This is a genomic window from Mycoavidus sp. HKI (assembly GCF_020023735.2).
Lineage (GTDB): Bacteria > Pseudomonadota > Gammaproteobacteria > Burkholderiales > Burkholderiaceae > Mycoavidus.
On sequence record NZ_CP076444.2, the window covers coordinates 340,285 to 354,238 of the forward strand.

Consider the following 13,954-nt stretch of genomic DNA (forward strand, 5'->3'; position numbering starts at 1 on the left):
CGGATGAGTGCTCGACTGCCTTGAATGAAACGTTTGCCTTTGTGTTTACCGCTATCGTGGTTGAAAGGCGCAACCTTACCAGAGCAGCCAGCGACTGATGGTTTGAGCAACCTAACCCTGGCAAAAAGGTAATGAGATGCCAGGCCGTTAAATCTCCTACGCCTGGAACGCAAGCCAACAAGGCATACTTCGAGCGCATGTCAGGCGTACTCTTGTACTGTTCAATGGCTTACTCTATGTCAACATTCAGTAATGTACGGCTGCTACCCGACAAACAAAGAGGGGATGGTATTTCATATTATAAAATTTACTAAGTTTGCACGAACGGAGGAGAGGCTTTGTGTGCAGATTTCGCCACAGTTCGCTAATGAGGCGTTTACTTTGAGAAAGCTCTGCTAGAATCAATTAAAAATAAATATCAGTGCCACAGTACCCGTTTAAAGCCAGTACTTTTCAGAAATAGAGCTTTTGCAATGCAGCAGTGCAGGTTTGGCAAGTTTCAGCATCTGATTAATATCAAAGAGCGCTAAAGGAGGATTATATGAACCCGGTATCCAACAACGTCAACGCTTCGGTCTCAAGCCCAAGTCAACTTCACACTATATCGTCTCAGATCGATGCAACTATAAATAACTTGTCTATCCATCCAGACAATGGGCCGGTTCAAGACAATCGTTTACAAAACGACTTGAGAGGCAGGAATATTCATTTATTAAATAATTATCAATCTGAAACTGAAACGTTAAATAAAACCTTTGAGCTTTTAGCAGAGAGTGAAAGAAAGCTTAGTCTCGATGATCGATATAAAGAGATCGTTCTGGTTCTGGGCAACACGGGAGCAGGTAAGAGCACCTTCACCCAGTATATTACGGGGAATGATAGTAATCTCTGCTCAAAAAAATTAAAGGGAGGTAAATTTTCTATTGAGGATAAGAGCGATACAGCGAAGAATTCCACAATTCATTCTCAAACAATTTTTCCAGAATTAATAGTAGATAATAGTACTACAGATATTAGGAGTGCTACAGCCTACTATGACTGCCCCGGATTTGAAGACACCCGGGGAGTTTCGCAGGAAATTGCATCTGCCTATTGCATAAAAAGGCTGATTGATCACAGTGAACGTATCAAGCTAATGCTTGTGGTGAACCATTCCTCCTTGGAAGAGGGGAATTATCGGAATGATTTTATAACGCTCGCGCAGCATATAGGCAATTTGGTCAAAGATTTAGGTAGATTTAAAGGCAGTATTACCCTGATTGCTACTAAAGTAGATAATATTATTGTAGAACGAGAAAAAGGCTACGGCTTAATTCCGGATCAAGAGGTGATAGAGGGTATAACTGAGTTTCTTTGTAATGTTGTTAAAGAAGAGGCGAAATCAGAGCTTAAAAAATCTAATCTTACCGATGACGACAGGAGGCGGTATACAGCAGCCATTCAGCTCATTGATGCTCTCGTAGTGAACGCTGCTAGTCCTAAGATAGGACTTTTTCGACGACCGGATAAGGCAGGATCACTAAGTGAGATTGCACTTTTTCGGAAAGCTAAACCTCAGCTTCAGCAATTCATAGAGAGTACTCAATTTTTACCCAGTGCTTCAGAGTATTTTGGGTATACGATTTCAGACAAATACAAACACCATGTCCAGATCCTCGCTCAAACAATCAATGATACGATCGCCTCAGACGCAGCTAAACTAGGAGAAATGCTGCAACGCTATTTCCAGGATCAAGTGAAGCAGTCGAAGGATTGTCGCCAATTAATAGCGCAATTAAGCGAATCTTACAACTCCCTTAAAGCACTTAAAGAAAGCCTTACGGAAATCAACTCGCCTAAAGAGTTTGTCAACACTTTTCGTAACCAGATGGCCAACTGTAAGCTGCCTATCGATGGCATCCAAGAAGAAAAACGAATAAACACTCTGCTAAAGCAAGCAGATTATTTAGAATTTCTACAAACAGTCAGTAACACGGAACTTACTACGACCCCAGATCGGTGGTCTAATCAATTATTAGGGAAAGTAAACTCCGATTTAGAGCATTTCATGCAGTGGTATGAATTTTTGTTTGCACTGCAAAATAAACTAAGTGCATGGGCGGTGCAGCATAATCCAAGTCGATACAATGTCGCGGATATTCAGGATTGGGGGCAGGTCGATAAAGGGCAAGGTATTCATATTGATTCCGATAACATTCGGCCTTTCTTAGCAAAAGTCCAATCCGACTTTTCCATCAATGTTAAGGAGACCATCCACCGTATCTTAGAGAGTAGCGAGAGATTAGAGGAACTCAATCGTTTATTAAAATTAGAGCTTAGCTTAATTGAGGTAAAAGAAGAGGGTGAAAAACTTACCGTGAAAGGCAGGTATGTAAAACTGAGTGAGGTTGAACGTGCCCTTAGCGCTGCTAATACGAAACCCACATGGCTTGAAATTTTCGGATTAGATACGGTGTTTATAGATACGAATCTCACGAATGAGCGATTAAAGGGGACGAATGTGATTATAGCAGCCCCTGCCTGGGAAGTGATTGGTGGACACTGCATTTGTTTAGATGGCGCAGCTGCCTCCCAAATAGTTCCAGATAAGGTAGAAACTGGCCTCTATGATGGTGCCGCCGGTCAACCTGGGAAGCCTGGTGGGACGGGAGGCAGTTTATTGGGGGTTGGTAACTATTTTAGAAATGCTGAGGATCTGACGATTACCGCGCATGGTGGTAAAGGTGGACCGGGACAAGACGGTGGCGATGGTGGTAATGGTCAAAAAGGGAAAGATGCTGTGTTTCCTGAGACTACGGGTCGTGCCACGCCAGAAGGGGCTATGCAGATAGACCGTACGGTAACGGACGGTCCGTATCACGCATCGACAGTATATACTTATTATTATTGTATTCATAATGGTAAAGCAGGTGGGCCAGGTAGGCCAGGTGGGGCGGGTGGACAGAGAGGCCAAGGTGGTAAGCCAGGTACACTTAAGCTTATTAACTTGATGGATAATTCAACCATGCAAGAAAAAATTCATCAAGAGTCGGCTGCTGGAGAAGCTGGAAAGGGGGGAAGGGGGAAAGGAGGGGAAGGCGGTCATTATATAGATCACGCGACTGCAAAACTCGAAATTGAGCATTACGGACGCGGCACAGGAGCAGTCCCTGACAAAATAGAGTGGACACTCGATCCGAAAAAAGCTCCTAAACACATACGCAATGGTCGGAATGGCGTAGATAATAGTAATGGTGCAGGTCGTGATGGTAAGCCAGCAGAGCCCCTTCCTATGGAAGATTTTTATCCACACCTCAATGCTTATAAACATTATTTACGTGCAAACCTCGTAGATCCTTTGTATAAAACTCCCTTGACTACGTTTCTAGATCAAATAGAAAAAGCTCACCGGCTGAACGAACTTTCTACCCCGCTAGGATTAGTCAATGAGTTCCAGGGATTAGAAGAGCAATTCTATACCATGAGTCAGCAAGTAGATCTGCGGCCGAGGTATCAATCTTTTCTAGACCGTGTACGGGACCACGCTAAAGACTCACTGGCTCGAGCACCGTCTCTGTTGCTTGATGATAAAAAAGCGCTGAGTTATCTGTATACCGCTGCGCTGAGCAAACTCAACAGTCTTAATGTTAAGTTAGACCCGCATTTGGTCATTGATATGAAAGGGTATTTAGATTTGGTCGAAGCGACGGTCAAAGAACTGAACACGCAAAGAAAAAGGGAAGCGATTTCAAACTATCAAGAGAAGTATACATCCTCTATTGAGCAGCAGATAAAAGACGCGCAGGGCTTCGTTAAAGCAGAAATTGAGCCCGCCATCGAGAAGATGGGTACAGAACTCGACCAGCAGCTAGAGGCATTAATAACAGAAACGGTAGAGCAGCAAGCAGCGGAGCAAGAGAATCAAGAGAATCAGCAGGCTTTACAAGCTCAACAGCGGAAATTGGAAGAGGCCTTAACGCTAAGGGCTCTATTTGGAGTGCTGAAGCTAGGCAGCACCGTTATCGGCTGTGTGGGGGGGCCCGTCGGTGTGGCTGTGGGCGCGGTGATTGGCACAGGCACGATGGTTGCTGAAAGTTTGGTATTAGACGATAAAACTGTTGGAGCCACGCTACTTTCATTCCCGTCTGAGGTCAGCAAAGGGCTGAACGCCTTTCAAGCCGAACTGAAGAAGCGAGAAAAGAATCAACTCAAGGTTATCGAGCAACAACTCGCCCAGATTAATCGGGACTTCGAGGGATTCTCCACTGAGGTAGGAGATATCACCCAAATAGTGACTAATATCCAAGCTAAGGTCACGACGGAACCAGGTGAACCTGATCCAAACGGACTTGCTGAGCTATATGGCTTGCAAAAACAATTAGAAACGGAACTCAGTAGAAAGAAAACCGATTTAGAATCGCGGGAATCTGCGCCGCAAACTAAAACCCTCTTAGCGCATGTTGAGCGCGCTACTAAGACTGTACAGATAATAGCAATGATTTCGGCATCGGTTGCGGGTATCTACGAGCAATATCAACAGGGTCAGGAAAAACAGAAGGTTATTGAAACGGCTATCCAAAAATCTAAGGATCAACTGACGAAGCTTAAACAGTATGAGGACAATATCTATAAGGATATTATTCCCGGGGTAGCAAGGATGCGGCAAGATATTCAAGCGATTGAACGTGGTTTAGCGAGCCAGTCGAAAGTATCACTGGATGTCACGCAGTGGCGCGTACAAATTATCTTGAAAGACATGCAGTTTCAACTCAAGCAAATCACACAGGGCTTTAAGGTACAAGGAGCCTTGGCGCGGTGTTTTGAAAAACTGGATGAAGGGATGACAACGTTGATTCATTTGTATAGTCGTATCCAGGCTTGTCAGGACCAGCAAAAATTGGCAGATTATATTGCTCAGATCAACTCACCGGTCTCTACTGGGATTACCATAGTGAAGGAAGATTTGCGTCTGGCAGTGGAGAGCTTGGAATTAGCGATCAACGCTAATTTGCTCCTTGTTCAGTATGAGTGTGCTCGAAAAAGCTTTGAGCAATGGGCCTTTCCTTTTACTCAAACATATTTGCCAGGGCTGGATTTGCCTACCGAGTTTAATATGGATTCGCTCCAAGGACGCGTCCAAGAAACGATAAGGAATATACGAACAAGATTAATAGAATATAGAACTTCCATCAATGAATATGACAATCAAATAATGACAGAAGACTTTGATAGTGAAGGGGAATTTACAGCCCCCTTTGCGGTATGGAAGCCTGCAGACTATTGGTTAGAAATTAAAAATTTACTCAGTGGAGAACCCGTCACCTTCAAAGCGGATGTTGCCTTTAGCGCGCCTTGGAAAGATGCGATTAAGTTTAGCGAAATCGCTATCCGAATGAAGTGGGTGTCATCTGACGATGTCTATGTAGAAGAAGAGCAGCGTAAACAAAATCAAAAGTCGTTAGATAAGGTTCTTAATCTTTTTAGTGTGGATATGACCCATTGGGGCAATTCCTACTATCGATATGACAATCAGTATTCTTCCATACCGGGTGAGAAGCTACTAATCAACTATAGTTTTGAAAGGAGAGGAAGCCCTCTTCAACCAGTCAGCAGCAATGGAACCTATAAAAAGCTGAGTCGAGGGGATTTTATGCTCAGTCCTTATACTTTTTGGACTATGCAGTTGATAAGCCAAAAAGAAGGAGGGCAAAGACAAGCGGAATATAATCAGCTTAAATCGTACGTAGGTAAAGTAGACTTGGAGCTAGTAGGGAAGGGATGGTATATCAAGACTCGAGTTGATTCGAATGTCTTCGGAGTGGGCTGATCCCAGTTTGGAGTTGATTCCTTTTCGGTAGTTTAAAAGTGCCCGCGAAAATGAGTCAACTCCAGTTACAGACTGCCTGAGTTTCCCTTACAGTTTTAATCTGGTAGTCTTATTTCAGCCGCGAATAATTGTTCAACTGTTTCGCGCGCACGCACTAAATAGGCGTGTTCCCCTGCCACCATCACTTCCGCTGCGCGTGGCCGCGTATTGTAATTTGAACTCATCGTAAAGCTATACGCGCCAGCCGAGCGCGCAGCAAGTAAATCTCCAGACTTAAGGGCCAGAGTCCTATCGCGACCAAGCCAATCGCCACTTTCGCAAACCGGCCCGACCACATCGTAGAGCACCTGTGGCGTGTTGTCGCGGTGTTGAAGAACGGGGATTAAATCATGATAGGCTTGATACATTGCGGGCCGGGCAAGATCATTCATACCGGCATCTACAATCGCAAAGTTCTTGGCCGCGCCAGGTTTTAAATATTCAACTTTTGTCAGCAAGATACCTGCGTTGCCAACTAATGAGCGGCCTGGCTCAAATAGAATTTCACGGTGTCCGTGACCTCGCTTGGCAAGGTGACTCAGCAGAGTGTGCACAAACGTGCTAATCGCTGGCGGCGTTTCGGCGTCATAGCAAATGCCAAGGCCGCCCCCCATATCGAGATGAGAAATTTTGATGCCGTCTGCTTCAATCGATTCAATCAGCTCGAGCATTTTATCTAGCGCATCGAGATAAGGCGCGATTTCAGTGATTTGTGAGCCAATATGACAGTCGATACCCATGATTTCGAGCGATTTCATTGACGCCGCTGTGCGATAGGCCGCACGCGCTTCATCAAAAGCAATGCCAAATTTATTTGACTTAAGCCCTGTCGAAATATACGCATGCGTTTTTGCATCTACATCTGGATTGACGCGCAATGACACCCGTGCTGTTTTACCTGTATTGGCTGCAATGTCGTGCAAGCGCTGTAGTTCAGGGAGCGATTCAATATTAAAACATTTGACGCCCGCAGTCAGTGCTGCTTGCATCTCGCTGACACTTTTACCGACGCCTGAAAAAACAATTTTGTCGGCGTGCGCGCCAACCTTGAGCACACGCGCTAACTCGCCGCCTGAGACGATATCAAAGCCCGCCCCTAACCTTGCAAAGACATCGAGCACAGCGAGATTGCTATTGGCTTTGACGGCATAGTAAACCTTTGCGTTATGGCCTGCGCACGCATGTGCGTACGCTTGATACGCGCGGGTCAAGGCGGCGCGCGAGTAAACGTAAAGCGGTGTGCCAAATTGTCGTGCAAGCAGTGTAAGCGGGACGCTTTCTGCATGCAGTTCGGCGTTAATATATTCAAAAGCGTTATCAAGCATTTAGTGACTGTTGGAAGAGAATGGAGCCAGTGGCTTGAGCGGTGATGCGGCTGGCGTATTTTTTAACGGGCTCGCCTGTGGGGCGGCAGCAGGCTCGGGTAACGGCGGCACGGTTGGCAAATACAGTGCCCCGCGTTGTCCACAAGCGGCAAGAGCCATGAAAACCGCTACAATTGCGCTGGCTTTGCAAATAGTCTGCATAGCTAAACTCGGAAAATTAAAGCGGGGAAGTGTAGCATGACCAATCATAAAGAATACCTTGCGTTTGCTGAGGCAACGCTAGATGCAATCGAATCCGCGCTGGATGCAAGCGGGGCTGAGGTTGAATATGAGCGTAATGGCAATGTATTAACTCTAGAATTTGAAGACGGTAGCAAGATCATTGTTAATTTACAAGCGGCCATGCAAGAAATTTGGTTGGCGGCGAAAGCCGGCGGTTTTCACTACCGGCAACAAGACGGAGCTTGGCTTGACACGCGCGGTGGTATGGAATTATTTGCCGCCTTGTCACGCTATGCAAGCGAACAAGCGGGCGTCACTATTGAGTTGTCTAAGGGTTGATGGGTGAGCGGTTGCCCCTCAAAATGCAAAGAGGCAAGCCACCTTCAGCGACTTTATTGACCCTTAAACAAGTCCATAATATCCCGTTTTTCTGTCTCACTCACGCCAATGTTTGCGCCAGAAATTGCCCCTCCCTCGCCGGTAAGCAGGGATTGGCTTGTATCAATATGGGCAACAAAACCATGCCCTGGCAAAAAATCATCATAAAAAAGCTCACCGTCGATTTCGGTAATCCCGCTACTGGGCCGGGGCCATGAATATACGGCAAGGCGTGGCAAGGCGCGGCTCATGTAGTCGATCCACATGGGCAGGGCTAGGCCGCTGCCCGTTTCTCGATCGCCTAGGCTTTTAGGGTGGTCATATCCTAGCCAAGAAATTGCGACCAACTCATGCTGAAAGCCCGCAAACCAAGCGTCGTGCGAATCATTAGTGGTGCCAGTTTTGCCTGCCAGGTCGGTGCGATGAAGCACATTGCTACGTGCGCCGGTACCTCTTTGCACCGCAGAATGTAATAGATTGGTCATCAAGTAAGCATTGCGAGCGCTGATGGTGCGGGGGGCGTTGCTTTCGGCAACCAGTGGTTGTGCTTGTGAAATAACGATCCCGCGCTGGTCGGTGACAGTGGCAATCAAATAAGGATTGACGTGGTAGCCGCCATTCGCAAAAACAGCATAACCGGTAGCCATTTGCAGCGGCGTTACGAGTCCAGCGCCAAGCGCCATGGGCAAGTAAGCAGGATGCTTATCGGCATCAAAGCCAAAGCGCGTAAGATATTCTTGCGCATATTTAGGGCCAATGTAGTCTAGTATGCGGATCGAGACCAGGTTTTTTGATTTTGATAGGGCGGTGCGTAGGCTAATTGGGCCATCATAGCGGCCACCATAATTTTTGGGTTCCCAAGGCTGGCCACCGGCTTGTTTCGCAGCGAAATACAGCGGAGCATCATTGATCATTGTGGCTGGGCCCAAGCCTTTATCGAGCGACGCTGCATAAATAAAAGGTTTAAAGCTCGAACCCGGTTGCCGCCAAGCCTGCGTGACATGGTTAAATTTATTTTTATTGAAATCAAACCCGCCGACTAAGGCGCGGATTGCGCCATTTTGCGGGGTCAGTGATACCAAAGCACCTTCTAACTGAGGGAGTTGTGTGATTGACCAATTAGCATTAGCTGCCTGGGTGACCCGAATCACGGCTCCCGGTTTGATGCGCTTAGTGTTTGATGCTTGTGTCGTGAGCGCACGCGCGGCAAAGGCTAAACCTTCACCGGTAATTGTGATGGTGTCGCCACTTAATAGCTCGGCCTGTACTTCTTTTGCGCGGACGGCGATCACGACGGCTGCCTTGAGTTCTCCATTATCGGGTTCATTTAGTAATGCATTCGCAATGGCTTGATCGCGCGCTTCCGATTCAGCCGGTAAATCAATATAGGTTTCTGGCCCACGATAGCCATGGCGCCGCTCATAGGTTAAGACGCCTTTACGGACGGCTCGGTACGCCGCATCTTGCTCGGCAGAGTCAATCGTTGTCACTACGTTAAGCCCGCGCGTGTAAATTTCATCCTGATACTGTGCATACATCATTTGGCGCACCGTTTCTGCGACGTATTCTGCATGAACGCTAAATTCTTTACCTGAGCCTTTGACTCGCAAGATCTCCTGTAACGCTGTCTGATATTGCGCCGCATCAATGTATCGTAAGTCATGCATGCGCTTTAAAATATAGGTCTGCCGAATTTTTGCCCGTTTTGGATTAACAATTGGGTTATAGGCGGAAGGGGCCTTAGGCAATCCAGCTAGCATGGCTGCTTCGGCCACCGTGATATCTTTGATATCTTTGCCAAAATAGACCCGCGCAGCAGCGGCAAATCCATAGGCACGCTGGCCCAGAAAAATCTGGTTCATATAGACCTCAAGGATTTGATCTTTGGTCAGCGTTGCCTCAATCCGATAGGCGAGCAGCATCTCATAGAGTTTGCGCGTATAGGTTTTTTCGCTTGATAAAAAGAAGTTGCGCGCAACTTGCATGGTAATGGTGCTCGCGCCTTGGGCTGCGCTACCATGCAAAATATCCGCTAAGCCGGCGCGCAAAATACTGATGAAATCAACTCCGTGATGATCGTAAAAGCGGAAATCTTCAATGGCGAGCACCGCTTTTTTCATGACCTCAGGGATTTCTTCAAAGCGTACAGGATGGCGTCGCTCGGCGCCAAATTCACCAATTAGCACATGATCGGCCGTATAGACTCGCAAGGGCACTTTGGGCTGGTAATCAGTCAGTGCTTCAAGTGAAGGTAGCTTGGGCAGCATGACGATCAGCATATAAGCAATCAGCAATGTACCGATTGTCGCCAGCGTAGCGGCTGCTCCGCTTAACCAAAGAAACAGAACCAGCCAAGGCGAGCGGGCAGGGCGTGGGCGCGAGGAGGGGGGAGATTTTGAAGCCATAAAAATGATAAAAGAGGGACAGTGGATTATAGCCACCTGCTGTCAGGTTGCGTGTACTTTTTAAAGTGATTTTAGTCTGGTTAACGTCGCTATTTTGTAATTTTCTTCTCAAATCTACTCTTATCGGGGATTTTGACGGTTCTAGCTGGCGCTAATACGCCACCGATAAACTAGCCATTTAGCTGAGTATTTCTTGTCCCTATTTATTGACAAAATTAAGTCAATAAATGAAGAGCAAATTTTTATTTTAAAACTCAAGGACATTTGATGCGAATTTCTATGGCTAGCGTTGCGCGCCGTTTTGCACTAGGGATCGAAGTGGGTCCCAAGCAATTGCGGGTCATGGTGCTAAGCCGTCGGTTGCTGGCTGCCGCAAAAATCCGAATTGAACATATTGGCGTTTGTGCGCTGCCTGCCGGGATGGTGGCGGGGGCGGATTTTATGGATCCTGCTGTCATCGCAGCAGCATTGACTGAAGCGCTGCTTGCCTGTCGATGTAAGCGAGCATTATCTGCTGCCCGCGTTGCTATGGCGTTGCCTGCTACGGCGGCATTGTTACAACAGCTATCGATTGCCATGCTCGCGCCGCAGAGCGTGATGACGACACACTCCGATACAGCACTTGACGCGCTTGAGTCAGCAGTGTTGGCTCAGGCAGAGCATTTAGCTGGCATTGAGGCGGCTGCATTATCAGTGGATTGGTTCCGCGCAGACCCCGCCGGTGCGCCAGATCAGCTCACCATTGTGGCAACTCCACGTCGCTATGTGGAAGTGCGGCTTGAAGCCGCGGCTCAAGCAGGGATGATGTTGCATGCAATCGACGGGGCAGATGCTGCTGCCTTACGAGCTTGTCGTTTTGCCGGTATGCAGACCGGTCGGGCAGACATGTTCTACGGAGCCATTTGGCTAGGTACGGATAGTGGGTGCATGTGGTTGCTATGCGGGGGTTCGATTGAACGTGAACTCAAATTTTCACCTGCTGATTTAGCTACCCCGGCTTTTATAACAGCATTACACGACTTGATCAAAATGATCCAGCCTGTATATGTCTTAATTGCAGGGGAGGTTGAGACGTTGCTGATGGCCGGCAGGACAATCGATGAATTGAGCGTTGTGTTAGGCTGCCCAGTGATTGAATTCGATCCACTAGCCTGTTGCAATCGGCATTATGGCAATCGCAACGGCATTCATGGCAGCACTGGAGTGCGGAGCCATAGAGGCACCGGCAGTGCGCAATGGGCCAGGCCTGAATTGGGAGCTATTGCACCCTTTGCGGTTGTATTTGGTCTTGCATTGCGCTGGATGTTATGAAATTATCCAGTCGCATAAACTGGCTAGAAGGTTCTCGTTTATTGCGGCGCCGCATAGCGAGCGAGGATTTTGCGGTAGGCGGTTTTAATCTGCTGCCGTATCGATATGTACGGGCGCGTTGTTTGCGTCAGTACCGTAGATACAGCATGTTGTCAGCAGCGTTAGTCTCTTTAATTTTCATTGGCGTGATGCAATCTAGGCCAGCACCGGCGGTTGCATATGACCCATTGCACCCGTTGATCCAAGAGCACCGTGGCGTTGCATCTCAAGCTTCATCTTCTATCCATCGCCAACTCAATCCGTCTACCTTAACGCAAACACCACCGCCATCGGCCAATTTAACGTTACGGCTGATTGGCATACTTGAACGTGGGCGTACGCGGGCGGCGCTGGTGCATTCGCCTGCGGGTTCTGTTCTACTGCGCACAGGTGAAAAATTAAATGGTGAGGTGGTGACAAGAATTGATACCTCTTCGCTATTCTTATCGCAAGGGTCAGGTTTGATACGGACACTTTCGCTACGAGAGGCCAGCTGATGGCCTTTATACCGCATACACTGCGCCAGGCGATGCCTCTTATATGGCTATGGATGGTGGCAGCAGGCATTGGCTTAATCCCCTGTCAAGCACAAGCCAATCTCGATGAAGATAAAGGCGATGCTAATGCACCGCTTACGATTGAGTTTCATCAGGCTGAATTATCAGCCGTATTAAAAGCTTTTGCGGACTTCACGGGTTTGAATATCATTGCGAGTGAGCAGGTGCGAGGTACCGTATCAATGCGGCTTGACCGGGTGCCGTGGCGTCGTGCATTTGATATGCTAATGGATGTGCATGGCTTAGTGGTGCAAAATCGTGACAATATTATTTGGGTCGCTACCGTAGAAGAGTTGGCTGGCCGAGAGCGGCAGCGTCTTGAAGCTCATGCGCGTGCGACTGAGCTTGAGCCATTAATCAGCCATCTCTTTGAGTTACATTACCAACGCGCAAGCGAGGTTGGCAAACTGCTGCACGGCGCCGGTATCCAGCGCGTTTTATCAAAACGCGGAACCGCCATAGCGGATGGCCGGACCAACCAGCTTTTAGTGACCGACCTAGCTAAGCATATCGAGCACATTCAGGTACTGTTAAAAGCCATTGATCGGCCATTACGGCAAGTTGCCATTGAGGTGCGGATTGTCGAAGCAGAAGAAGGATTCTCCCGCGAGTTAGGGGCGCGGCTAGCGCGCTTAGGTGCGACTGCGGGTGAAAATGTGCCGAGAGGATTATTGGCCGCTAACAATGGTGCAATTTATGATTTACCGGCAGGCCCCCTTTCAGGGTTTGATGCAATGAGTGCAGGACTCACCCTTTTTAGTGCTGGTGCTAACCGGCTGCTCGCTCTAGAGTTAAGCGCACTGGAAGCGGATGGATATGGGAAAATATTGTCCAGCCCCCGCGTGGTGACAGCGGATCGAGTGCAAGCCCTCATTGAGCAGGGTACGGAGTTGCCTTATCAGGCGAAAGTAGGCAATGGTGTCTCGGCTGTGCAGTTTCGCCGGGCTAGCCTCAAGCTTGAGGTAACGCCCCATATTACGCCGGATGGTCATGTTGTACTTGATGTCGATGTCTCTAAAGACAGTATTGGGACGCAGACACAATCGGGTCCTGCAGTAAATACGAAACATGTGCGCACACAGGTCCAAGTTGAAAACGGGGGTACAGTAGCCATGGGTGGTATTTTTATTCAGGATGAACGCACCGATGTTGCGCGGGTTCCCTGGCTTGGCGAGATTCCGCTATTAGGCACCTTGTTTCGCCATAGCACTCATAATCAGCGTAAGAGTGAATTGCTGGTTTTTATTACACCGAACGTAGTGACGCAGTTACCTTTGCCGTACCATGACGGAATCTAAGCCAAGATGAGAGATGATTTTGCAAGACTCCAAATTTCACTTTAACCTTTTTTTTATCGGCCTGATGGGCGCAGGCAAGACCACGATTGGGCGAGCTGTGGCCAGACAGCTGCAAAAACCTTTTTTCGATTCCGATCATGAGCTTGAAGTACGGACAGGCGCCTGTATCCCGGTTATTTTTGAGCATGAGGGTGAAATAGGATTTAGGCAGCGCGAAGCAAAAATGATCGATGAGCTTACGCAACATACCGGGATTGTGCTGGCAACGGGCGGCGGCGCAATATTAAATGCCGAAAATCGTCTGTGCTTAAAAAGCCGCGGCACAGTCATTTATTTACATGCGCACCCGCATGATTTATGGTTACGCACGCGTCGCAGTAGAAATCGGCCATTATTGCAGACCGATGATCCACGCGCGCAACTCGACAATTTATATGCAATTCGCGACCCCCTGTATCGTGAATGTGCGCACATTGTCATTGAGACCGGCCGGCCGGCTGCAAGTCAATTGGTTGATACTGTGCTAGCACAACTCGAATTGCTTTAATTACAGTCCATTCTAGGATTTCTATGC

The 13,954-nt window shown here is 47.9% G+C and carries 8 protein-coding genes and 1 pseudogene; 6 read left to right on the forward strand and 3 right to left on the reverse strand.

Features of this window, described 5'->3' with window-relative positions; translation table 11 throughout:
* The first annotated feature begins 541 nt into the window (after positions 1–541).
* The gene (locus tag KMZ15_RS01335; RefSeq protein WP_223693369.1) at positions 542–5,806 is read left to right on the forward strand and encodes a hypothetical protein; all 5,265 of its coding nucleotides are present in this window, start codon (positions 542–544) and stop codon (positions 5,804–5,806) included.
* 95 nt (positions 5,807–5,901) lie between these two features.
* On the opposite strand, the gene lysA is transcribed toward KMZ15_RS01335, so the two are convergent.
* Entirely contained in the window at positions 5,902–7,170 is a 1,269-nt protein-coding gene (gene lysA, locus KMZ15_RS01340) for a diaminopimelate decarboxylase (protein ID WP_223693371.1), read from the reverse strand.
* Between the two features lie 96 nt (positions 7,171–7,266).
* A pseudogene (locus KMZ15_RS01345) lies at positions 7,267–7,371 on the reverse strand (lipoprotein); the annotation flags it as partial.
* 36 nt (positions 7,372–7,407) lie between these two features.
* On the opposite strand from KMZ15_RS01345, the gene cyaY reads away from it, so the two are divergent.
* The gene (gene cyaY, locus KMZ15_RS01350) at positions 7,408–7,731 is read left to right on the forward strand and encodes an iron donor protein CyaY (RefSeq protein WP_223693374.1); all 324 of its coding nucleotides are present in this window, start codon (positions 7,408–7,410) and stop codon (positions 7,729–7,731) included.
* A gap of 53 nt (positions 7,732–7,784) precedes the next feature.
* On the opposite strand, the gene KMZ15_RS01355 is transcribed toward cyaY, so the two are convergent.
* Positions 7,785–10,175, reverse strand: coding sequence for a penicillin-binding protein 1A (locus tag KMZ15_RS01355; protein ID WP_223693376.1), 2,391 nt, complete (start codon positions 10,173–10,175; stop codon positions 7,785–7,787).
* 267 nt (positions 10,176–10,442) lie between these two features.
* Here KMZ15_RS01355 and KMZ15_RS01360 point away from each other — a divergent pair, with 267 nt between their 5' ends.
* From KMZ15_RS01360 to KMZ15_RS01375, 4 genes are read left to right on the forward strand one after another with little or no spacing between them, the layout of a single operon-like run.
* On the forward strand, positions 10,443–11,486 hold the full coding sequence (locus KMZ15_RS01360; RefSeq protein ID WP_223693379.1) for a hypothetical protein: 1,044 nt from the start codon (positions 10,443–10,445) through the stop codon (positions 11,484–11,486).
* Positions 11,483–12,022 carry a hypothetical protein gene (locus tag KMZ15_RS01365; protein WP_223693381.1) on the forward strand — a complete coding sequence of 180 codons (540 nt, stop codon included), beginning with the start codon at positions 11,483–11,485 and terminating at the stop codon, positions 12,020–12,022. The genes KMZ15_RS01360 and KMZ15_RS01365 overlap by 4 nt, the downstream gene beginning before the upstream one ends.
* A 32-nt stretch (positions 12,023–12,054) precedes the next feature.
* Positions 12,055–13,380: a type IV pilus secretin PilQ gene (locus tag KMZ15_RS01370; RefSeq protein ID WP_223693383.1), complete on the forward strand. Its 1,326-nt coding sequence runs from the start codon at positions 12,055–12,057 to the stop codon at positions 13,378–13,380.
* A gap of 13 nt (positions 13,381–13,393) precedes the next feature.
* Positions 13,394–13,927 (forward strand): shikimate kinase, encoded by a 534-nt coding sequence (locus KMZ15_RS01375; protein WP_223693385.1) that lies wholly within the window; start codon positions 13,394–13,396, stop codon positions 13,925–13,927.
* Positions 13,928–13,954: the final 27 nt, after the last annotated feature.